Source organism: Clostridium sp. BL-8 (genome assembly GCF_002006495.1).
Classification (GTDB): Bacteria; Bacillota; Clostridia; order Clostridiales; family Clostridiaceae; genus Clostridium.
In genome coordinates this window covers 54,041-75,981 of sequence record NZ_LZZL01000017.1, presented here as the reverse complement: position 1 = coordinate 75,981, position 21,941 = coordinate 54,041, and the positions used below count along the sequence as shown (strand labels likewise).

Annotated in this window: 21 protein-coding genes; 20 read left to right on the top strand and 1 reads right to left on the bottom strand. The window is 30.2% G+C overall.

Annotated elements, in window-relative coordinates; all coding sequences use genetic code 11:
- Positions 1-756: 756 nt before the first annotated feature.
- Together CLOBL_RS08140 and CLOBL_RS08135 are read left to right on the top strand one after the other, a co-directional pair.
- Complete coding sequence (locus tag CLOBL_RS08140) at positions 757-1,371, top strand: DUF488 domain-containing protein (RefSeq protein ID WP_077858563.1); 615 nt, start codon at positions 757-759, stop codon at positions 1,369-1,371.
- A gap of 52 nt (positions 1,372-1,423) precedes the next feature.
- The gene (locus CLOBL_RS08135) at positions 1,424-1,918 is read left to right on the top strand and encodes a L,D-transpeptidase (protein WP_077858562.1); all 495 of its coding nucleotides are present in this window, start codon (positions 1,424-1,426) and stop codon (positions 1,916-1,918) included.
- On the opposite strand, the gene CLOBL_RS08130 is transcribed toward CLOBL_RS08135, so the two are convergent.
- Complete coding sequence (locus CLOBL_RS08130) at positions 1,919-2,632, bottom strand: GNAT family N-acetyltransferase (RefSeq protein ID WP_077858561.1); 714 nt, start codon at positions 2,630-2,632, stop codon at positions 1,919-1,921.
- An 896-nt stretch (positions 2,633-3,528) separates the two neighbouring features.
- Between CLOBL_RS08130 and CLOBL_RS08125 the strand changes: the two genes are divergently transcribed.
- The 18 genes from CLOBL_RS08125 to CLOBL_RS08040 all read left to right on the top strand — a co-directional run bounded on the left by CLOBL_RS08125 (position 3,529) and on the right by CLOBL_RS08040 (position 21,917).
- Complete coding sequence (locus tag CLOBL_RS08125) at positions 3,529-5,181, top strand: NAD-dependent malic enzyme (protein WP_077858560.1); 1,653 nt, start codon at positions 3,529-3,531, stop codon at positions 5,179-5,181.
- A 231-nt stretch (positions 5,182-5,412) separates the two neighbouring features.
- Positions 5,413-6,312: a LysR family transcriptional regulator gene (locus CLOBL_RS08120; protein ID WP_077858559.1), complete on the top strand. Its 900-nt coding sequence runs from the start codon at positions 5,413-5,415 to the stop codon at positions 6,310-6,312.
- A complete protein-coding gene (locus CLOBL_RS08115) occupies positions 6,305-7,174 on the top strand; it encodes a radical SAM protein (RefSeq protein WP_077858558.1) in 870 nt (289 codons plus the stop codon). Before CLOBL_RS08120 ends, CLOBL_RS08115 begins: the two co-directional genes overlap by 8 nt.
- 17 nt (positions 7,175-7,191) lie before the next feature.
- The gene (locus tag CLOBL_RS08110) at positions 7,192-7,926 is read left to right on the top strand and encodes a hypothetical protein (protein ID WP_077858557.1); all 735 of its coding nucleotides are present in this window, start codon (positions 7,192-7,194) and stop codon (positions 7,924-7,926) included.
- A gap of 121 nt (positions 7,927-8,047) precedes the next feature.
- Positions 8,048-8,635: a hypothetical protein gene (locus CLOBL_RS08105; RefSeq protein WP_009169973.1), complete on the top strand. Its 588-nt coding sequence runs from the start codon at positions 8,048-8,050 to the stop codon at positions 8,633-8,635.
- 661 nt (positions 8,636-9,296) lie between these two features.
- A complete protein-coding gene (gene ruvA, locus CLOBL_RS08100) occupies positions 9,297-9,893 on the top strand; it encodes a Holliday junction branch migration protein RuvA (protein WP_077858556.1) in 597 nt (198 codons plus the stop codon).
- A 145-nt stretch (positions 9,894-10,038) separates the two neighbouring features.
- Positions 10,039-11,079, top strand: coding sequence for a Holliday junction branch migration DNA helicase RuvB (ruvB, locus tag CLOBL_RS08095; protein WP_009169975.1), 1,041 nt, complete (start codon positions 10,039-10,041; stop codon positions 11,077-11,079).
- A gap of 96 nt (positions 11,080-11,175) precedes the next feature.
- Positions 11,176-12,201: a tRNA preQ1(34) S-adenosylmethionine ribosyltransferase-isomerase QueA gene (gene queA / locus CLOBL_RS08090; protein ID WP_077858555.1), complete on the top strand. Its 1,026-nt coding sequence runs from the start codon at positions 11,176-11,178 to the stop codon at positions 12,199-12,201.
- Between the two features lie 90 nt (positions 12,202-12,291).
- Complete coding sequence (tgt, locus tag CLOBL_RS08085) at positions 12,292-13,431, top strand: tRNA guanosine(34) transglycosylase Tgt (protein WP_077858554.1); 1,140 nt, start codon at positions 12,292-12,294, stop codon at positions 13,429-13,431.
- 174 nt (positions 13,432-13,605) lie between these two features.
- Positions 13,606-13,884 carry a preprotein translocase subunit YajC gene (yajC, locus tag CLOBL_RS08080; RefSeq protein ID WP_009169979.1) on the top strand — a complete coding sequence of 93 codons (279 nt, stop codon included), beginning with the start codon at positions 13,606-13,608 and terminating at the stop codon, positions 13,882-13,884.
- 53 nt (positions 13,885-13,937) lie between these two features.
- The gene (locus CLOBL_RS08075; RefSeq protein ID WP_009169980.1) at positions 13,938-14,306 is read left to right on the top strand and encodes a TIGR04086 family membrane protein; all 369 of its coding nucleotides are present in this window, start codon (positions 13,938-13,940) and stop codon (positions 14,304-14,306) included.
- A 348-nt stretch (positions 14,307-14,654) separates the two neighbouring features.
- The gene (secD, locus tag CLOBL_RS08070) at positions 14,655-15,920 is read left to right on the top strand and encodes a protein translocase subunit SecD (RefSeq protein ID WP_077858553.1); all 1,266 of its coding nucleotides are present in this window, start codon (positions 14,655-14,657) and stop codon (positions 15,918-15,920) included.
- A complete protein-coding gene (gene secF, locus CLOBL_RS08065) occupies positions 15,913-16,788 on the top strand; it encodes a protein translocase subunit SecF (RefSeq protein ID WP_077858552.1) in 876 nt (291 codons plus the stop codon). Before secD ends, secF begins: the two co-directional genes overlap by 8 nt.
- Before the next feature lie 126 nt (positions 16,789-16,914).
- Positions 16,915-17,784, top strand: coding sequence for a DHH family phosphoesterase (locus CLOBL_RS08060; protein WP_077858551.1), 870 nt, complete (start codon positions 16,915-16,917; stop codon positions 17,782-17,784).
- Positions 17,785-17,870: 86 nt separating this feature from the next.
- A complete protein-coding gene (locus CLOBL_RS08055; RefSeq protein WP_077858550.1) occupies positions 17,871-18,389 on the top strand; it encodes an adenine phosphoribosyltransferase in 519 nt (172 codons plus the stop codon).
- Positions 18,390-18,563: 174 nt separating this feature from the next.
- Positions 18,564-20,774: a bifunctional (p)ppGpp synthetase/guanosine-3',5'-bis(diphosphate) 3'-pyrophosphohydrolase gene (locus tag CLOBL_RS08050; RefSeq protein WP_077858549.1), complete on the top strand. Its 2,211-nt coding sequence runs from the start codon at positions 18,564-18,566 to the stop codon at positions 20,772-20,774.
- Between the two features lie 55 nt (positions 20,775-20,829).
- A complete protein-coding gene (dtd, locus tag CLOBL_RS08045) occupies positions 20,830-21,279 on the top strand; it encodes a D-aminoacyl-tRNA deacylase (protein WP_077858548.1) in 450 nt (149 codons plus the stop codon).
- Between the two features lie 44 nt (positions 21,280-21,323).
- A complete protein-coding gene (locus tag CLOBL_RS08040) occupies positions 21,324-21,917 on the top strand; it encodes an MBL fold metallo-hydrolase (protein ID WP_077858547.1) in 594 nt (197 codons plus the stop codon).
- Positions 21,918-21,941: the final 24 nt, after the last annotated feature.

The following is a 21,941-nucleotide window of genomic DNA, read 5'->3' as shown; positions in this document are numbered from 1 at the left end:
ATTTATTTAGCTTACAGATGGTTTAAATGTAATTTTATTATTGCAACATATATATTAACAAAAATTTTTTGTAAAAAATCATTTAAATTTTCATATTATTAAAAGTAGTTATATACAATATAAGGTGTAGCAAATAAAAAAATGTATGATATAATAATATAGAAAGTCTAATGGGTATCATTAGACCTTCTAGTACGTTTTTGTTTTTTGGGCTATTGGTTTCGATTTCTATAAAAAGAAATTTTGTAACTAAGGAAGACGCTTATTTGAAGATGGGGCGCCTTCTTTAGTGGTTTTAAAAACTAATTTAAAACCTTTGAGATTAAGTGAGATTTCAAAGTCACATTCTTTAGAACTACACTTTAAAGATCTATTTATTAGCATTACTAGCACGAGAAATAGCAGAAACGCCAACATTCCAATAATCATATCCAATACCACCTTCCTAGGGATTGAAACAGACAGTAATCAACAACCCAAGGTTGGAGAACGTACAACCACCGCTCCCATCAATGCAGCTTATACACATATATATTATACCATAAGTATATGTGTTAAAGTAATTTTTTACCAGTACCTTTGCATTCAATTAGGATAAAAATAGTACTTTTCGTGAATTCAATTTATATATAAGTTGAATTTTTTTCATTTTAATTAAAATAATTACATTAATATAAGAAAATACTATTAATTCGTTAGATTTTATTGAAGAAAAATAGTAAGTTAATCTAATCATTTGAAAGGGGCGAGAGCAAAATGGAGATATATACGATTGGTCATTCAAATTATCCAGTAGAAAAACTTATTGACATGCTAAAATATTACAATATCAACTGTGTTGTAGATATTAGAGGAATTCCTTATTCAAAATATAATGTTCAGTATAATAAAGAAACCATAGCTGAAACTTTAAAAAGAGAAGGATTTATATACATATACATGGCAAAAGAATTTGCGGCAAATAGGGAAAATAAAATATCTTATAATAAAGAAGGGTATTCAGATTTTGAAAAGGTAGCTAAAGAGCAGGAATTTTTAAATGGTATTGAAAGATTAAAGATAGGATGCAAAAAAGGGTATAATATAGCAGTTCTTGGTGCTATGCAGGATCCGATAGGGTGCCATAGAAGTATATTAGTTGGGCGTTTCTTAAGAAAAGATGGATTTAATGTTAAGCATATTTTAGATGATTATACACTTGCATCTCAGGAAAATATAGAAGAAAGCCTCCTAAACAAATATTTCAGTAATAGAAACCAATTAACTATTGACAGCCTACTTGGAAATTCAATGAGTGAAGAAGAAATGATTGAAGAGGGATATAGATTAGCTAATAAGGAAATTGGATGGAGAGTTGAAAATTTAAAATAAATTTATAAAATACGCATATATTACTTTATAATAATAATTTGGAAATAAGAGTATGAAAATTTTATCTAAGATATTTAAAAGTAAAAGAGATGATAAGAAAAATAGTAGAGCAGATGATGCTAAACAAAATGCCAGTGCTTCCAATTATGTAAATAAAAATAATATTTCAAGTACAACCGAATATTTGATTTGGGTCAATCTTAGAAGTTTTAAAGTAAATATTTATAAGGGCAGTACAAATAAATGGAATCTAATTCACAGCTATATATGTACAATAGGAAAAAATTCAACTCCAACGCCAAAGGGAACATTTACCGTTGGAATAAAAGGTATTTATTTTGGAGTAAGTAAAGGGTATAAATGCTGGTATTACACGCAATTTAAAGGAAATTATTTATTTCATTCAATAATATACAATCTGGATGGATCTATAAGAGATGGAAGACTTGGTATGAAATTATCAGATGGATGCATCAGGTTATCTAAAGAAAATGCCAAATGGATTTATGATAATGTCCCCAGGGGAACTAAAGTGATTATAAACTAATTATTTCATAAGCCAATAGACTTTATTTTTTGACAATTCAAAACCAAGCTTTTTTTGTAAAGCAGCTGAAGCCAGATTATCTTCAATAACTTGTCCGTAAGGATATCTTCTATTTGCTAAAGCACTATTAGTGGCTGCTATCTGCAAGGCAGATCCAATTCCTTTTCCTCGATAATTAGGAATAACTTCTAACATTCCTATAGAACCTTCTGTGTGACTTCCAATGAAACCACACAGATCATCATTAATGAAGGCACCAAACATAACTTTTGATTTTAATCTATCCTCAATATAACCTTCTTCAATAATTTCTGCCTTAGAATAATACTTCATTATAATGTCTTTATATCCTAGAGTAAGGATTTTAATATTCACAGTAGAATTTTTTGATTCTAATGGTGTATGATTTGTATAAACAGTGTTATAACAAATCATGGTGTTATTAAAGTTAAATTTTTCAGCCAATAACTCATAAGAAAATTTATCATGCGAAACAATGATTTCAGCATTAGCAGGAATTTTAGAAATTAGATGTTCTGCTATTTTATGACTTTGGCTAGAAAGCATATATATTTGAGATGGGATGTCAATTAATAAAACACTTCCGTTTGAAGCAAATAAAATTTCAGCACTGCCTCTGCGGATGCATTCAAGCATATCTACATTTAGTAAAAAGTCATTAAGTAATATTTTATTAGCTGTATGATTAAGCATAATAAGTGAATCCTTTCAAAATAAATTTAGATGTTCTTTAACTTCATTATAGCATAAACAAAATTATTTAAATAAATCGATTGCAATATCGAGATGATTAATTACAAATTATAGTAAAATATGATAAAATTAAAAAATAAGATACTATTGATTGTTCAGAAAGAAGAAAGTAAGAATTGAAATGGGTATAGAGATTAGGAGGAAATAATATGGATTATAGATGGCTTGATGATTACTGCTTAAGTAAAAAAGGTGCAGAAAAGGATAACTCAAATTGAAACTGAACACCAATAATTATATAATGAGGGTACTATATTGAAAATTTAATAGCTATATTTGGATCTGAAGTATTAATAAATTAAATTTGGGAAAAGAAAATATGAGAATAAGTCAGAAAATTCAAAAAATATATTGAAGTATTCATTGAAATAATATATAATTAAATCAAGATAAAGATTTGAATTTATCTTAGTGTACTGACACTTCAATCCGGCAGAAGAGCATATCTCAAGAGGTATGCAGTTGGTGATGGGCAACGTAAAAATCCCAGAAGCAATGTACGACATAGGGTCGTACCCAGTTGGCGGACAACGTAAAAATCAGTGGCTAAGGAAAAGCAAGTGTATCACAAATACACTTGCTTTTTATATTTACTAAGAGAGATATAAGAAATTGTAATTGCAGTTTCGTATATCTCTTTATATTTTGCAAAAACTTATTGTTATAATTATTGTTTGAATTGTTCTGGGATAAATTAACTATAAATAATATTTATAACCTCATAAGTAAACGATATTTCTTATTGAAAGAAGATAGATTTATAATAAAATCATAGATACATAATAATATAGTTGAATTTATGATGTGACTAGTTAAATAAAAAAGGAGTGTTCTAAATGAGAAACTTAAAGGGGCAGGAATTATTAAGAAATCCATTTTTAAATAAAGGAACAGCATTTACTGAAGAAGAGAGAAAAAAATATGATCTTGTAGGTCTGTTGCCTAATGCAGTAAGAACTATTGAGGAACAAGAAAAAGTAATTTATGAAAGAACTAAATCATTTGAAGATAATCTTGAAAAGCATCTTTTTTTGATGAATTTATATGATACAAATCGTACATTATTTTATTATGTTTTAGGTAAACATGTTACAGAATTACTTCCTGTAATCTATACGCCGACAATAGGAGATGCAGTTATAAATTACTCAAGAAAATATGATACTCCAAAAGATGCAGTATTCCTTTCAGTAGATAATATTGGAGATATAAGAAAAGCAATAGAAGCTTCATTAGGGGATCTTGATGAAATAAAGCTTATAGTTGTAACTGATGGAGAAGGAGTACTTGGAATAGGAGACTGGGGAGTACAAGGCGTCGACATTTCTATTGGAAAACTTGCTGTTTATACCGTTGCAGCGGGAATTAATCCAAGGAATGTGCTTCCAGTTGTAATAGATGCAGGAACTAATAATGAAACACTTTTAAATGATCCATTATACTTAGGAAATAAGCATAAAAGAATTGTTGGGGAAAAATATGATGATTTTATAGAAGAGTTTGTTAAAGTTTCTATGGAATTATTCCCAGAAGTACTTCTTCATTGGGAGGACTTTGGACGAGGGAATGCAAGTAGAATTCTTGAGAAATATAGAGATAAAATATGTACATTTAATGATGACATCCAAGGAACAGGAGTAATGATGGTGTCTGCATTAAATGCAGTAGCTAAAGTTACAAACATTCCAGTAAAGGAACATAGGGTTTTAGTATTTGGTGGTGGTACTGCTGGTATTGGGGTATCAGATCAGATTTTATTAGAAAAAGTAAGAAGTGGACTTAGTGAAGAAGAAGCTAAAAAACACGTTTATATTGTAGATAGATATGGGCTTGTCACAGAGGATATGGAAGGGTTGACTGAAGGTCAAAAGAAATATGCTCGTGGAAAAGACGAATTTAAAGCTCCACTAACAGATTTAGCACAAATCGTAGAAGAAGTAAAGCCTACAGTTCTTATAGGAACTTCTGGAGTTCCGGGAGCGTTCACAGAAGTAGTGGTTAAGAATATGGCTAAGGTAAATGATAGACCTGCAATTATGCCGATATCAAATCCAACAAAGCTTTGTGAAGCAAAAGCAGAAGATATAATAAAATGGAGTGATGGTAGAGCTCTAGTTGTTACAGGAAGTCCATCTGACCCAGTTGAATATAAAGGAGTGACATATAAGATAGGTCAAGCGAATAATGCATTGCTTTACCCAGGATTAGGTTTTGGAATAATTGTTGCAAAGGCAAAGACAGTTACAGATAGCATGTTATCAGCTGCTGCGCATGGAATTGCATCACTTCAGGATCTATCTAAGCCTGGAGCAGCTATGCTTCCACCAGTAGCAAGACTTAGAGAAGCATCAAAACTTGTAGCAACAGCGGTTGTAAAGCAGGCAATAAAAGATGGTGTAAATAGAGCAGCTGTTACGGAAGAAAAGGCCATGGAAGCGGTTGAAAGAGATATATGGGAACCAAAATATATGGATTGTAGTGAAAACTAGATTAAAGATCTGTAAAAAGAAATATATAATTTAAGAGAAAAGTAGACTAGAAACAAGTGACAAGTTTAAGGGAGAAAATCCTATTAACTTGCCACTTTTAATTTATCACTAAAATTAATATAATATATGAAACAAAAATTACTGAGTATAATGATTATTTACATATGTTTTATAAGTATTTGCTTCCTTTAAAAATATAGTGTATTCTTATTCCAAAGGAGTCGTTTAATTATGAATCTTAAAGATATGGAGTATTTTTATTATTTATGCAAGCTTAAGAGTTTTACAAAAACAGCAGAAAAGCTTTATGTTTCCCAACCTTCAATAACGATGGCACTAAAGAGGATTGAAAAAGAATTAAATACAAAGCTTGTTATAAGAAATCATTCTGAAAAGCAGATTGAATTAACAGAAGCTGGAATGATATTAAAAAGACATACTCAAAATATTATTGAGGAAATTAAAGAGATAAAATTAGAAATATCTAAGGTAAGTGGTGGGAATATAAAATTAGGAGTACCACCCATGATAGGCGCATATTTTTTTCCGACAATTATGGAGAAATTGGTTAAACAGGGGTATGCAAGAAATATTGAACTTGTTGAGAAGGGCTCTGTAACTATGAAAGAATTATTATTAACTAATGAAGTTGATATGTCTCTTATAGGTTCATTGTCTCCATTGAAGGAAGAAAATTTAGAAGCTAAGATTCTAAAAGTAGATGAATTTAAAGTTTGTATGAGTCAAAGTCATGTACTTGCTAAAAAAACAAAAATAGATTTTAAAGAGCTTTTAAATGAGCAATTCATAGTTCTAGGAAATTCATATATACATAATGAAGTACTTGAAAAACTCTGCATGGAAAACAATATGTCTATGAAGAATTTTTATTATACAGAAGAAATACAGACAGCAAAATCTCTTATTGCTTCTGGACTTGGAATTGGAATAATGATTGATATGGCAGTCAATAATATAAAAACAATAAAAACAGTACAACTTTTGAAGCCAATAAAATTTTATATTTCATTTGCATCGAAGAAAAATAGATATCTTACCTTTAATGAGGAAAAAATAAAAGAGATAATTCTAAATAATTCTAATAAGACGGAGTATATATTTAATGAGTAAGTTTAAGAAAATTTATATAGAAATAACTAATGTATGCAATTTAAGCTGCAATTTTTGCCCAAAAACATCTAGAGAATTAAAGTTTATGGATGAAAATAATTTTGAGTATATTATAAAAAGCATAAAGCCTTATACAGATTATGTTTATTTTCATTTGATGGGGGAGCCATTTTTAAATAAAAAGCTAGAACAATTTTTGAATATAAGTAAAGAAAATGAGCTAAAGGTCAATATAACTACTAATGGCACATTAATAAAGGATGTAAAGGATGTATTGTTAAATTCTCCAGCACTCAGACAGGTCAATATTTCCTTACATAGTTTTGAAGCTAATGAAGATAACATGAATTTTAATAAATATATAGAGAATATACTTGATTTCGTAAAAGAAGCTACAGAAAAAACTGATGTGATTTGTTCTCTCAGGTTATGGAACTTAGATACAAAATATGTAGCAAGTAATAATATGAATATAGATATTTTCAAACTGCTTGAAAATGAATTTAAGCTAGAGGAAGACTTAAGAAGCAGCTTGAAGGAGAAAAATAGCTTTAAGTTAAGAAAAAATTTATATCTTAGTATGGGCGAAAAGTTTAACTGGCCATCGCTTAAAATTGAAGAATTAGGTGAAAGAGCTTTTTGTTATGGACTTAGAGATCACATTGGAATATTGGTGGATGGAACTGTTGTGCCTTGTTGTCTAGACGGAGAAGGAAGTATAGCTTTGGGTAATATTTTTGAAGATACACTAGAAGAAATTTTAAATTCAAAGAGAGCTAAGGATATATATGAAGGATTTTCTAGAAGACAAGCAATAGAAGCGTTATGCAAAAGATGCGGTTTTACAAATAGAGTAAGATAAAAATGGAGGTGGGTATAGTGGAGGTAGCAATAAAATCAGTAGGTTCCTTCTTACTACTGTATTTTTCGTATTATTTTTTGTTACGATTTATTCAATCGGTTTTTCAAGGTTTTATTGGAATTATTAGCACTAAATTGGCCAAGTTCTTATATGCAATGAGTACACCAGCCCATGAGTTAGCGCATTTAATTGTTGCTATATTATGTCTTGCTAAAATAGAACAGGTTCAGCTTTTTCCGAGGGAAAACAGACCTGGTTTTGTAAGGTCAAGAGTTAAGAGCAGCTTTCCATTTTTAATAAGTATTAAGGAATTTTTAATAGCTATAGCACCAGTGATTATAAATGTGCCAATATTTATATTCATAGAAAGTAAATTTGTTTTAAAGGGCGGAGTTTCGGAATTACATAAGATATTAGATCCAAGAATAATGCTTACTAAGGAAGGAATTATAACCATAATATTATTCTTAATATTAATAAGTGGAATTGCTCCAAGCAGTGAAGACTTCAAAGGAATGATAAAAGGTCTTATAATTTTATGCTTCATTATTTTTGGATTTACTTATTTAAGTGCAACTTTTTTTAATATGAGGTCGGTTGATTTTAGTTTGATTTCAATTGTTATATTATATTATCTTGAGATTATAATTACAGTACTATTTATAAATTGTATTCTAAATTATAGAAAATGTTTAAAAATAACATATATGGTGATAATAAATGCGTTGAAACACACACTTAAATACAATTAAATTCCAAAAAAGTGCACAAATATTTTGAATGTTTGTCAATGTAAAGATTTATTTCATAAATGTAAAATTATTGTATAAATCTTGGAAAAGTGGCTATACTCCTTGATAAGGAGTGATTAATATGATAAATAAATCAATAACTAAAAAGAAATTATTCATAGGCATATTAATAACATTGGTACTTATATTTTCTGTAACTTATTATTTATCTAATAAGTATTTGAGTAATAAAACCCCTAAAGATAATTCTGTTGTAGCGAGTGAAGTAAATAAAAATGGTGAATTAAATGATAATACTAAAATTTATTTATTCTCAGGACAAATGAAAGAGAAGGAATTAACTTTAGCGGAATTAAAAAAAGAGTTAAATTTAGATGAAAGTTTAACAACAGCTGAATTGTCAAAAGAATTAAAAGATAAAGGGTATGCTTTAGAAATAGAACCAGATGGTCAGATGACATATAGAAAAGATGATTCGAAGGCTCTTAAACCTAATAAATATTATATTGGAGAGAAAGATGGATTTTTTGCTATATATAAAACAGATGAGAATGGTACTCTGTTAATAGAAAATAGTAACGATGTATATTCTAATAGCAAGAAAGTAGATACTTTAAGCGATATAGATAAAAATAAAATTAAAAATTTTGAACTTGAGTATAATTCAAAAGAAGATGCGGAAGAAAATTTGTCTGAATACCTATCATAAAGGAACAAATATATAATATGAAATAGATTTATAAAGCGAAATCCATGTTTTTGATATATTAAGTCATTGTCTTTAATGGTTAAAAATAGCAAGTGATTAGTTGAAAGAAGAAAGGTCCATGGACTTTTCAAATAAATCAAGTTTTGAGTTGAGTATATATAGTTATAGTGAATAAATTTAAGATAAGGGTATGGGAGTAATGAATGCTTCCATACCCTTATTAGTGTATAAATAAAGAATTTTTAAAATATTAAGAGTTAAAAAATATATGTACGAAAATATATCTAATAATAAATACATTGTTGAAAGATTTCGATTAAAATGATAAAGTATAAGTTAGGTTTTAACAATAATATAGGAATTTAGATTAAGATATAGTTAAAATAATTAATAGGAAAGTATGATAATTTATTTTGTATCATATGTTTAAGGCATAATCAAAAAATAACAAGTCCATCTGCCAAGCCTATTTTGCATTATGCTTCATCAGCAGATTGCACTAATAGGCTCGCTATGAGCCCAATCTGTTTCTTCGCCTAATGTAAAATAATCATGGCATTTTGGACTCGTTATTTTCTTTCATATGCCTAAAATATTTTTGTTTTATAGGCGGTAAAATGAGAATAAGCAAATTTTGATTTACATATCTGGAGGAAAATATATGTACGAATACATTAAGGGTAAATATATAGGAATAAATAAGGATTATATAATAGTAGAGAATAATGGAATTGGATATAAAATTTTTACATCAGGTGCTACTATGTCCTCCATGCCAAAATCCGGAGAGGAAATTATGATTTACCTTGAACAAATAGTAAGGGAAGATTTCTTGGGTCTATATGGATTTGATTCTAAGGAAGAATTAGAAATGTTTAAGTTACTTTTAACAGTTAATGGAGTTGGACCTAAAGCAGCGTTATCATTATTATCTATAAGCAGAGTAAATAATTTAAAGTATGCAATTATGACAGGCGATGAGAAACATATTTGCAGAGGAATTGGTATAGGTAAGAAAACAGCAGCTAGAATTATTTTAGAACTAAAAGATAAGCTAAAACCAGATGAACTATTAGATAATACTTTGGATGCGGGGAATAAGGAAAATGAAAATATCATGTTTGCATCAGAAGCATTGAGTGCTTTGCTTGCATTAGGTTATAGTGAGAAAGAAGCAGAAGCGGCACTTAAAAAAGTTGATAAAAATGATAGCGTGGAAAATATAATCAAGAATGCATTAAAAGCATTAATGGGATAATTAATTTAGTTTACAGTTTACACAATTTACAGTTGTGGAGGAAATCCTTACAGGATTTCTTGGAAGTTTAATATATAGAAGTATTTTAAATTAATATTATTGTTAGTTTGTAGTTGCAATTCACGAGGAAACGGGGGAGGTTTTTATGGAAAGAATAGTTAATCCAGCTGAAATGAATGAAGATTCAAATTCAGAGCTTAGTTTAAGGCCTCAAAAGATAAATGAGTATATAGGACAAGATAAAGTAAAAGAACGATTAGATATATTCATTAAAGCAGCAAAACAAAGAAAAGAGGCTCTGGATCATGCACTTTTATATGGACCGCCAGGTCTTGGTAAAACTACTTTAGCTAATATTATTGCCAAGGAAATGGGAGGAGATTTGAAAGTAACCTCAGGCCCTGCCATAGAAAGAGCTGGGGATCTAGCTGCAATACTTACAACGTTAAAGGATTATGATGTTTTGTTTATAGATGAAATTCATAGGTTAAATAGAACAGTAGAAGAAATATTGTATCCTGCAATGGAGGATTATGCATTAGATATAGTTATAGGTAAGGGAGCTGCTGCAAAATCAATAAGAATAGATCTTCCAAGATTTACGCTTATAGGAGCAACAACAAGGATAGGGATGCTTACCTCTCCACTTAGAGATAGATTTGGAGTACTTTGTGCTATGGAATATTATACAGATGAGCAGCTTAAGGAGATAGTAACAAGAAGTGCTGCTGTATTTGGCTGTGCAATTACAGAAGAAGGATCACTTGAAATAGCGAGAAGGTCTAGAGGAACACCTAGAATTGCTAATAGGCTATTAAAAAGAGTCAGAGATTATTCAGAGGTAAAATCAAACAAATTAATATCGCTTAAAGAAGCGAGAGAAGCTCTGGAATTATTAGAAGTAGATAATAAAGGTTTTGATAGGGTTGATAATAAGATATTAGAAGCTATAATTGATAATTTTAACGGTGGACCCGTTGGAATTGAAACATTATCATACTTTATTGGAGAAGAACTTGGAACTATTGAAGACGTATATGAACCTTATTTATTGCAGCAGGGATTTATTATAAGAACGCCAAGAGGCAGAATAGCAAGTGAGAAGGCATATAAACACCTTGGAAGAGAAAATAAATCAAAGAATAGGGATAATAAAATGCAGGGAAGTTTTTTTGAAGCTAATTAATGTTTTTAATGTTTTACATAATAAATAGCGAATATGATAAACTGCCAAAAGTTTTTTAATTTTGGCGAGCTTTTTAAGTTAGGAGAAGATAAACAAATGGACGTAAAAGATTTTGATTTTTATTTGCCAGAGGAGTTAATAGCACAACATCCTTTGAAGCAGAGAGATTCCTCAAGACTTATGGTTTTGAATAAGAAAACTGGAGAAATTGAGCATAAGAGGTTTCATGATATTATAGAGTATTTAAATAAAGGAGATACTTTAGTATTAAATAATACTAGAGTAATGCCCGCTAGATTGATTGGTGAGAAAGAAGGCACTGGTGGAAAAATAGAGTTTCTTTTGCTTAAGAGAATTGAAAAGGATAGATGGGAGTGCCTAGCAAAACCAGGAAAGTCGGCAAGGGTAGGAAGAAAGTTTACTTTTGGTGAAGGAAAGTTAAAAGCTGAGGTAGTAGAAGTAAAAGAAGATGGAAATAGAATAGTAGAATTTTTTTATGAAGGAATTTTTGAAGAAGTACTGGATTCATTAGGTGAGATGCCATTACCTCCATATATTCATGAGAGATTAGAAGATAAAGAAAGATATCAAACAGTATATTCAAAGGAAAATGGTTCTGCTGCAGCACCAACAGCGGGTCTTCATTTTACTAATGACCTATTAGAAGAAATAAAAGAAAAAGGTGTCAATGTAGTATATTTGACTTTACATGTTGGACTTGGAACTTTTAGACCGGTAAAAGTTGAAAATATAGAGGAACATGAGATGCATTCCGAATTTTATATGTTATCAAAAGAGAGTGCAGATATAATAAATGAAACTAAAAAAAGAGGGAATTCCGTTATTTCAGTTGGAACAACATCCACAAGAACCTTAGAAACTATTGGTGACGAAAATGGATTTGTCAAAGAGCAGAGCGGATGGACTAACATTTTTATATATCCAGGATATAAATTTAAGATGGTGGATAAATTAATAACAAATTTCCATTTGCCAGAATCAACATTGATAATGCTTGTATCAACTTTAGCTGGTAAAGATAATGTTATGAATGCATATAAAGAAGCAGTAAATGAGAAATATAGATTTTTCTCATTTGGAGATGCAATGTTTATCAGTTAATTATAAATTATAGACTGATTTAATTACGCTGATGAGGTGACATTAATCAAGCGTTTTATTAACAATAAAATAATTTAAGAGGTGACGCTTGTGAGTAAAAGATATACGTTATTAAAAAAAGATGGAAAAGCAAGAAGAGGACAATTTGAAACACCCCATGGAACAATACAAACTCCAGTATTTATGAATGTTGGGACACTAGCAGCTATAAAAGGTGCAGTGTCTAGTATGGATTTAAAGGAAATTGGATGTCAAGTTGAACTTTCCAATACATATCATCTTCACTTAAGACCAACTGATAAAGTTGTTAAAAAGCTTGGAGGATTACATGAATTTATGAATTGGGATAGGCCAATACTTACAGATTCAGGTGGATTTCAGGTATTTTCACTTGCAAAAATGAGAAAGATAAAAGAGGAAGGTGTGTATTTTAATTCTCATATTGATGGGAAAAAAATATTTATGGGACCAGAGGAATCAATGCAGATTCAAAGCAATTTGGCATCTACAATTGCCATGGCATTTGATGAATGTGTTGAAAACCCTGCATCAAGAGAATACGTTGAAAGATCTGTAGAAAGAACAACAAGATGGCTTAAAAGATGTAAAGTTGAAATGGATAGATTAAATTCTCTTCCGGATACTATTAATAAGGAACAAATGCTATTTGGAATCAATCAGGGCGGAGTATATGAAGATATAAGAATAGAACATGCTAAAGAAATAGCAAAGATGGACTTAGATGGGTATGCTATAGGCGGTCTTGCAGTTGGTGAAACTCATGAAGAAATGTATAGAGTTATAGATGCAGTAGTTCCACATTTGCCAGAAGATAAGCCAATATATTTAATGGGGGTTGGAACGCCAGCTAATATATTGGAAGCAGTTGAAAGAGGAGTAGACTTTTTTGATTGTGTACTTCCAGCTAGAAATGGAAGACATGGCAATGTGTTTTGTGGAGAAGGTAAGCTGAACTTAATGAATGCAAAATTTGAACTTGATAAAAGACCTATAGATGAAGGCTGCGAGTGTCCAGCATGTAAGAATTATACAAGAGCTTATATTAGACATTTATTTAAGGCAAAGGAAATGTTAGCAATGAGACTTTGCGTATTGCATAATTTGTATTTCTATAATAAGTTAATGGCAGATATAAGAGATGCTATTGATGGCGGATATTTTAAAAGTTTCAAAGAAGAGAAACTTAAAGCTTGGGAAGGTAACAAATAATTTAAATGGTAAGGTTTATATAGAGTTAGGAAATGTAATACAATTGACACTTTTATTTGTTATGATAAGTAAGAGAAAAATAAAAATAGGTTTATATTGACATCTAACTTAAAGAATTGTAAACTACTTATCAGGAATAGAAAAATATTAAGATTTTAGTTATGGAGGAAAATTATGAATGGTATAGCAAGTTTGCTTTATAGTATATGGCCAATGCTACTTGTATTTGTTATATTTTACTTTTTACTTATAATACCAGAAAAGAAAAGAAAAAAGAAATACAAAGGTATGATTGATGAGTTAAAGGTAAATGATGAAGTTGCAACTAGAGGTGGAATTATAGGAAAAATCACTCACATTGATGAGAAAACTGTTACAATTGAAACTAGTTCGGCTAAAACAAGAATTAAATTTGAAAAGAGTGGAATATCTCATAAAGTAACGGCAGAATAATCATAATACCCTTTAATGTTTCATAAAATGAAGTGTTGGGGGGTGTTATTTTAATGGAAAATAATAAATACTTAAAATCTGTGGTAAAGGGCACTATAGGAACTTTAATTTGCAGCTTTATAGGTATCGCATTTTTATCAATATTGATGACTAAATTAGTATTTAGTAAAGGTATTTTTAACATGATTTATGTAATAATATCTTTATGTAGCATATGTTTAGGTGCGATAATAGGAGCTAAGAAAAATGAATCGAAAGGATGGCTTGTTGGTTTTGGAGTTGCACTTGGATATTATTTAGTATTATTTATATTATCTAGCTGCTTTAGTGGCGAACTAGCTTTTAAACTTTTTGATTTTGTTAAATTAATTATAGCTTTAGCTATAGGTACTCTTGCTGGAATGCTTGGGATAAATTTATAAGATACTTTGATTTTTTAATTTACTTTTGATTAAAAGAAGTTATACATATGCAAAGGTATTTTGGTGAAATTTAAGGTGATTTGGTACTTATAGCAACAGTTTAATAAAAAACTTTATTAAGAAATTATTGTGTGCTATAATGAACATTGTGCAACATATGAATTATAATGATATTTAAAATTAAGAATATATAAATTCTTTATATGAAGATTATATTTTCTTAATTTTAAATGTTTTGGTATTTTACATAATATATAAAATATTTGATAAAATAATAATCAAGATTTTACCAGACAAATGTAAGAAATACTAATTAGGAAAGACATAATTACGTAGAGGGGGATTAAGATGAAAAAGAAAGGCAAAAGTTCGGCGATACTTATAGCTATTATTGTCGTAATCGGATTATTAGCTTTTGCGGGATTTAAAGGATTTGTTCTAGGAGGATGGGAATTTAAATCATTTGATAAAGTAATAACTAGAGGACTTGATTTACAGGGCGGAGTTTCTGTTCTTATGGAAATTCAGAAGGATTCAGTAACTCCAGAGGAGCTAGAAAGTGCAAAGGAACATATAGCACTAAGAGTAAATAAGCTTGGAGTTGCAGAAACAATTGTAACAACAGAAGGACAAAAGAGAATAAGAGTAGATATTCCAGGAATGACTAACTCTAAAGAGATAGTTGATAGCTTAAGCCAATCTGGTAATTTGTCATTTAAGGCGCCAGATGGAACTGAAGTATTAACAGGTAAAGATGTCAAGAAAGCAACTGCACAAATGAACCAACAAACAGGTCAATATGAGGTTGGATTGCAGTTGACTGATGATGGTGCTCAAAAGTTTGCCGATGCAACAGGTAAGTATATTGGACAAAAGATTACAATTTACCTTGATGACGAACAGATTTCAGATCCAACTGTAAATCAACAAATTACAGGTGGAAATGCAAGTATTGATATTCATGGAACATTAGAACAAAATAAGGAATTAGCTGGAATGATAAACGCAGGTGCACTTCCACTTCCAGTTAAAGAAGTTACAGTTAGTAATGTTGGAGCTGAGCTTGGAGCTACAGCATTTCCAAATTCAATTAAAGCTGGAATCATAGGAGTAGCATTAGTATTCTTATTTATGTTAATACGTTATAGAAGACAAGGATTAATGGCTGATATTGCTTTAACTTTGTATATAGTTCTTGCACTTTTTGCATTTGTAGAGATAGGAGTAACCTTAACCCTTCCAGGTATAGCAGCATTCTTAATGACTATCGGTGTGGCTGTCGATGCAAACATACTAACCTTTGAGAGAACAAAGGAAGAATTAAAAAAAGGGTACAGCATTAAGGCGGCAGCTAAAAAAGGATCAGAAAATGCTTTATCTTCAATAGTGGATTCAAATGTAACAACATTGCTTGCAGCTTTGATTTTGTATTCTATAGGATCAGGAACAGTTAAAGGTTTTGCGATTACACTTATGATAGGTATAGTTATAAGTTTGTTTACTGGTTTAGTAATAACTAAATTACTTGTTAATCTAGGAGTTCAATCTGGATTTATAAATAAAGCGTCACACTTTGGAGTTAAGCTAGAAAAGGGGGATGAAAAACATGCTTAAGATAATGGAAAGAACAAAAATATGGTTTTCAATATCCCTAATCATTATAATAATTGGAATGGGATTCTTATGTGTTAGAGGTCTGAATTTTGGAATAGATTTTAAAGGTGGTTCAGACATAGTATTACAGTTAAATGAGAATATAAATAAAGAAGATGTGGATACAATTGTTAAAGGTTATGCACCAGATGCAGCTACAAATTCTTTAGATAATAATCAATATGAAATAAAATCAGCTGATCTTGACAGTGATAAATTAGATACTATTATGAAAGATTTAGAAGGCAAATATCAATTAGATGATAAGGCATTAGTTTCGCAAAATGAAATAGGTTCATCAGTTGGTAAAGAATTAACACAGAATTCAATTTCAGCTCTACTTGCAGCTTTTGTAGTAATGCTTATATATATAGCAATAAGATTTGAATTTAAATTTGGAGTTGCGGCTATAGCAGCTACCATTCATGATATCTTAGTAACACTTAGTGTTTATTCAATATTCTATATTCCGGTTAATACCCCATTTATAGCAGCAATGCTTACTATAGTTGGGTATTCAATGTGTGATACAATAGTAATTTTTGATAGAATAAGAGAAAATGCGAAGATTATGAGAAGAGCAAAATCAATTGAAGTTGCAGATGTAAGTTTGACTGAAACAATAACTAGATCATTATATACATCTTGTGCAACGTTAGCTACTATAGTTGCAATGAATTTCTTAGTTCCATCTGTTAGACAATTTACAATTCCATTAATAGTAGGTATTATAAGTGGAGCATATTCGTCAATATGTATAGCATCACCAATATGGGTATACTTGAAGGATAGAGTTAGAAAATCAAAGACAAAATTACAAAAAGCTTAACTACTGGAAATGATAAAAGCCTCCAGAAATCAATGGAGGTTTTTTCATTTATTAACAAAATAATTGTAAAAATTGTTATAATCATTTATAATAAAGGTGTTTTCTAATTTTATGGAGGAATAGGCCATGCGTAAATTCTGGGAGAGTATATATAGTCCAAATTATATTAGTGGATATAACCCATTTATACTTAAAGGTATGAACAAAGCAATAGATAGATTAGCAGTAGCTATAAATAATAGACAAAAAATTGTTGTCTATGGTACATATAATGTTGATGGAATTTGTGCTGTTTCATCATTAATTCTTGTGTTAAGATATTTAAATGCAGATGTAGAATATTTAATTTATGATAGACAAGAAAGTGATGCTAGAATAAATTCAGTAGATATAAAAAATAATGTAGACTTTTTAGGGGCTGAAATTTTGATAACACTTGGTGTTGGATTAAAGTCACAGGAAGAAGTTGATTTATGCCAAGAATTGGGTATAGATTTAATTGTTCTGGAGAATGAAGAAAGTGAGCTTGTGAATGATTACATTTACATTAATCCTAATCAAAAAGGATGTCAATATAGATATAAAAATTTGTCAACAAGCGGGTTAGCCTTTAAACTTATGCAAGCAATTGCCATATATTATAATATGAAGAGCATAAATAAGTATTTAGACTTAATTCTTATAGGCATACAATGGGCAAAGGTATCAGTTAAGGGAGAAAATGGGGTATTAATTAAAGAAGGAAATAAATTTTTAATTAATACTAATAATAATGGGTTAAGATCAATAATAGAGTTTAATAGTATAAAAGAATTTAATGGTGCTGGTATAAATAAAATAATAGAATTTCTAATCCCTCCAATAGGGGCAGTGGGGGTTATGGATAATGCTCGTATAGTTTTGGAGCTTTTAACTACAAATGATAAGGATCGGGCAGATCAAATTGTTAAATATTTATATAGGCTTAAGAAAAATAATTCTTTAAAAAATACTTAATATATAAATAACTATTTATTTAATTTATTTGATGTTAAATCATATATTTGTGGTTAAATTAAAATAAATGTTGTGGAGGAGATAAAATGGATTTAAAGGAAAAAATCAGAGTGATTGAAAATTTTCCAAAGGAAGGAATAAGTTTTAAGGATATAACAACATTAATAGGTGATGGTGATGCCTTAAAAGAAACAATTAATCAAATTGTAGAACATTTAAAAGATAAGAACATTGATTTAATAGTTGGACCTGAAGCAAGAGGGTTTATTTTTGGCGTTCCTGTGGCATATGAATTAGGAGTAGGATTTATTCCAGTAAGAAAACCAGGAAAATTACCAGGGGAGACTCTTTCAATTAATTATGGATTGGAATATGGAGAAGATACACTTGAGATTCATAAGGATGCTATTAAGCCAGGTCAAAGAGTTGCAATTGTCGATGATTTATTAGCAACAGGAGGTACTGTTGAAGGTGTTGCTAAATTAATTGAACAAGCAGGTGGAATAGTTGCTTCATTAGACTTTGTGATTGAATTAACAGAGCTTAATGGAAAAGGAAAACTTAAAGGTTATGATGTACTGTCATTAGTTCAATATGAGGTTTAGAAATTAAGATTATTTAAAGATTAGCAGAAGTCACACAATAGAGATGTTATTTCTTTTTAATGTCGTATTGAAAATAATTCTAAAATAATATATAATTATTAGAAAGTTAGGCTGGTTATTAGACCAGCCTTTGAATTTACTACTTTAATGAATATATAAAGGGGAGCAGTCCTTATGATTGATAAATTGCTGGAAAAAATCAATACAAACTGTAATAATGTCGATGTGGATATGGTAAAAAGAGCATATAATTTTGCTGAGAAAGCTCATAAGGAACAAAAACGTGAATCAGGAGAACCATATATAATTCATCCAATAGCAGTAGCGGAAATTTTGGCTGAACTAGGGATGGATACTAATACTATAGTAGCTGGTTTATTGCATGATGTAATAGAAGATACAGATTGTTCTTATGATGAGACAGTTAATCTTTTCAATGCGGAAGTGGCGGATCTTGTTGAAGGCGTTACAAAACTTACTAAATTGGGGGAAATGGAATATAAAACAAAAGAAGAGCAGCAGGCAGATAATGTTAGAAAAATGTTGCTTGCTATGGCAAAGGACATAAGGGTAATAATAATAAAATTGGCAGATAGACTTCATAATATGAGAACGCTTAAGTTTATGCCAGAGAAAAAGCAAAAAAACAAAGCTAAGGAAACCCTTGATATTTATGCACCTTTAGCCCATAGATTAGGTATGTCTAAAATTAAATGGGAACTTGAAGATTTATGTTTTAGATATTTACATGAAAAAGAATATTATGAATTAGTAGATAGTATTGCGGAAAAAAGAGTTGAAAGAGAAACTTATATAAAGGATATAGTAAGTGATTTAGAAGAAAAACTTGAAGCAGCAGGAATTCAATCAGATATTGATGGGAGACCAAAACATTTTTATAGTATTTATAAAAAGATGGTTAATAAAAATAAGAGTATAGAGCAGATTTTTGATTTGACTGCTATAAGGGTTTTGGTTAATTCTGTAAAGGATTGTTATGGTGTACTTGGAATTGTTCATACCATATACAGGCCAATTCCGGGCAGATTTAAAGATTACATTGCTATGCCTAAGCCTAATATGTATCAATCACTTCATACAACTGTAATCGGGCCACAAGGGAAAACTTTTGAAATTCAAATCAGAACTTTTGAGATGCATAAAACTGCAGAATATGGAATTGCAGCTCATTGGAAGTATAAAGAGGGCGATACAGCTAAAGGGGAACAAGACAAACAAAAGGATTTTGAAAAGAAGCTAGTATGGCTTAGAGACATGTTAGAGTGGCAAAAGGAAACATCAGATGCTGAAGAATTTATTGAAGGCTTTAAAATAGATTTATTTTCAGATGAAGTTTTTGTATTTACACCTAAAGGTGTTGTAATAAATTTATGCAGAGATGCAACTCCGATAGATTTTGCTTACAGAATACATACAGATATAGGAAATAAATGTGTTGGGGCAAAAGTAAATGGGAAAATAGTGCCTCTTGATTATAGTCTTAAGACTGGAGAAATTGTTGAGATATTAACTTCCCCTAATGCAAAAGGCCCTAACATGGATTGGTTAAATATTGCAAAAAGTAATCAATCTAAGAGTAAAATAAAACTTTGGTTTAAGAAGGCTAAAAGAGAAGAGAGTATATTAAAAGGTAAGGAACTTCTTGAAAAGGAATTAAAGAAGCAGGGAGTTAATTACGCAGATATAGCTAAAGGCGAAATTTATGAAAGATTAATGAAAAGATATAATATTCATTCAATGGATGATTTGTATGCTTTAATTGGTCTAGGTGGTTTTTCGGTATCCACTCTTATTTCAAGACTTAAAGAGAATAATGGCATAGGTGTGGATAAATCAAGTAAAGAAAATAAAGAAATCTTGAGTAAAAGCATTGAAGAGCAAATTGCTAAAACTTCAAGGCAGCCAGAACCTAACAGTTACGGAATAACTGTAAAAGGTGAGAGCAATCTTATGGTAAGATTTGCGAAATGTTGTAGTCCAGTTCCTGGAGATGATATTTTAGGATATATAACTAAAGGCAGAGGAGTATCAGTACATAGAAGAGATTGCAGTAATTTACAAAATCTTATTGATACAGATGGAGATAGAGTTGTTGAAGTTAACTGGGGCTCATCTAAAGGAACAGCTTATTTTGCAGAGATCCAAGTGCAGGCAGACGATAGGGAAGGGTTGCTTGCAGATATAATGAGTGTTATAACAGAGCTAAAGTTACAATTGAGTGCAGTGAATGCAAATTTATCCAAACAAGGTTCTGCGCTTATTAATGTTAAATTTAAGATTACATCAGTAGATGATTTGAAAGATTTAATGAAGAAAATAAAAAGATTAAAAGGTGTAACTGATGTATATAGAGTAAATAGTTAAAGTTAAGTGCATAAATATTTTTTGTGTTGTAAAAATATAAGGAAGGGGAGATATCATGAGAGCAGTAGTGCAAAGAGTATCCTCATCTAATGTCTGTGTAAATGGTAAAGTAATTGGAGAAATTGGAGCAGGTTTTAACGTATTAGTAGGGATATCTAAAGATGATACTTTAGAAGATTTAAAGTATATAAAGGATAAGATCATTAATTTAAGAGTATTTGAAGATGAAAATGAGAAAATGAACTTATCACTGCTAGATGTTAAAGGAGAATTACTTATTATATCTCAATTTACGCTATATGGAGATTGCAGAAAAGGCAGAAGGCCAAATTTCATGGAAGCTCAAGGCGGTGAAGAAGCCAGAAAGCTTTATGAGGAATTTCTGAGACTTATCAGAGAATCTAATTTAAAAGTCGAATGTGGAGAGTTTGGTGCTGATATGAAGGTTCAAATTAACAATGATGGACCAGTAACAATTCTATTGGATAGCAAGAGAAACTTTTAGTTAGATAGAACATAATTTCTAAATATATTATGGAGGGGTTTATATTGATTATAAAAACAATAGTAGCTGGTATGTATGAAGAAAATTGCTATTTAATCATGGATGAGGACAGTAAGGAACTTGCAATTATAGATCCAGGTGGACAGGCAAATTTATTGATAAAGGAAATTGAGAGATTAAGTGCAAAAACTAAATTTATCCTTTTGACTCATGGTCATATGGATCATGTAGGAGCTGTAGTTGATTTAATAAATAGATTTAATATTCCATTTTATATGAATGCAAAAGAAGAAGAATTTATGGGAGATAATTTTGTATTTGGTGAATTGCCAAAGTCTTCGGGTGACCTAAAAGAAGGAGATACCATAAGACTAGGAAAACACTTAATTAAAGTTATTGAAACACCAGGGCATACTGTAGGTGGAGTTTGTTTCTTAGTAGATGATAAGTTGTTTACAGGAGATACTCTTTTCCAAGGATCTATAGGAAGGAGCGATTTTTCAGGTGGAAATGGAATGTTGCTTGTTAAGAATATAAAAGAAAAACTACTTCCTCTTGGAGATAATATTAAGGTTTTTCCAGGCCATGGAGGAGCATCCAATATAGGCTATGAGAAAAGAAATAATCCGTTTTTATAGGAAAAAATTGTGCTATAAATATCT

Excerpts from the sequence above, each read along its gene's own strand:
- CLOBL_RS08135 (WP_077858562.1), top strand. The coding sequence starts at position 1,424 with ATGAAAATTTTATCTAAGATATTTAAAAGTAAAAGAGATGATAAGAAA.
- secF (WP_077858552.1), top strand. The coding sequence starts at position 15,913 with ATGCTTAAGATAATGGAAAGAACAAAAATATGGTTTTCAATATCCCTA.
- ruvB (WP_009169975.1), top strand. The coding sequence starts at position 10,039 with ATGGAAAGAATAGTTAATCCAGCTGAAATGAATGAAGATTCAAATTCA.
- CLOBL_RS08125 (WP_077858560.1), top strand. The coding sequence starts at position 3,529 with ATGAGAAACTTAAAGGGGCAGGAATTATTAAGAAATCCATTTTTAAAT.
- secD (WP_077858553.1), top strand. The coding sequence starts at position 14,655 with ATGAAAAAGAAAGGCAAAAGTTCGGCGATACTTATAGCTATTATTGTC.
- queA (WP_077858555.1), top strand. The coding sequence starts at position 11,176 with ATGGACGTAAAAGATTTTGATTTTTATTTGCCAGAGGAGTTAATAGCA.
- CLOBL_RS08105 (WP_009169973.1), top strand. The coding sequence starts at position 8,048 with ATGATAAATAAATCAATAACTAAAAAGAAATTATTCATAGGCATATTA.
- yajC (WP_009169979.1), top strand. The coding sequence starts at position 13,606 with ATGAATGGTATAGCAAGTTTGCTTTATAGTATATGGCCAATGCTACTT.
- CLOBL_RS08120 (WP_077858559.1), top strand. The coding sequence starts at position 5,413 with ATGAATCTTAAAGATATGGAGTATTTTTATTATTTATGCAAGCTTAAG.
- CLOBL_RS08130 (WP_077858561.1), bottom strand. The coding sequence starts at position 2,632 with ATGCTTAATCATACAGCTAATAAAATATTACTTAATGACTTTTTACTA.
- CLOBL_RS08050 (WP_077858549.1), top strand. The coding sequence starts at position 18,564 with ATGATTGATAAATTGCTGGAAAAAATCAATACAAACTGTAATAATGTC.
- CLOBL_RS08075 (WP_009169980.1), top strand. The coding sequence starts at position 13,938 with ATGGAAAATAATAAATACTTAAAATCTGTGGTAAAGGGCACTATAGGA.
- dtd (WP_077858548.1), top strand. The coding sequence starts at position 20,830 with ATGAGAGCAGTAGTGCAAAGAGTATCCTCATCTAATGTCTGTGTAAAT.
- CLOBL_RS08060 (WP_077858551.1), top strand. The coding sequence starts at position 16,915 with ATGCGTAAATTCTGGGAGAGTATATATAGTCCAAATTATATTAGTGGA.
- CLOBL_RS08055 (WP_077858550.1), top strand. The coding sequence starts at position 17,871 with ATGGATTTAAAGGAAAAAATCAGAGTGATTGAAAATTTTCCAAAGGAA.
- CLOBL_RS08115 (WP_077858558.1), top strand. The coding sequence starts at position 6,305 with ATGAGTAAGTTTAAGAAAATTTATATAGAAATAACTAATGTATGCAAT.
- ruvA (WP_077858556.1), top strand. The coding sequence starts at position 9,297 with ATGTACGAATACATTAAGGGTAAATATATAGGAATAAATAAGGATTAT.
- CLOBL_RS08140 (WP_077858563.1), top strand. The coding sequence starts at position 757 with ATGGAGATATATACGATTGGTCATTCAAATTATCCAGTAGAAAAACTT.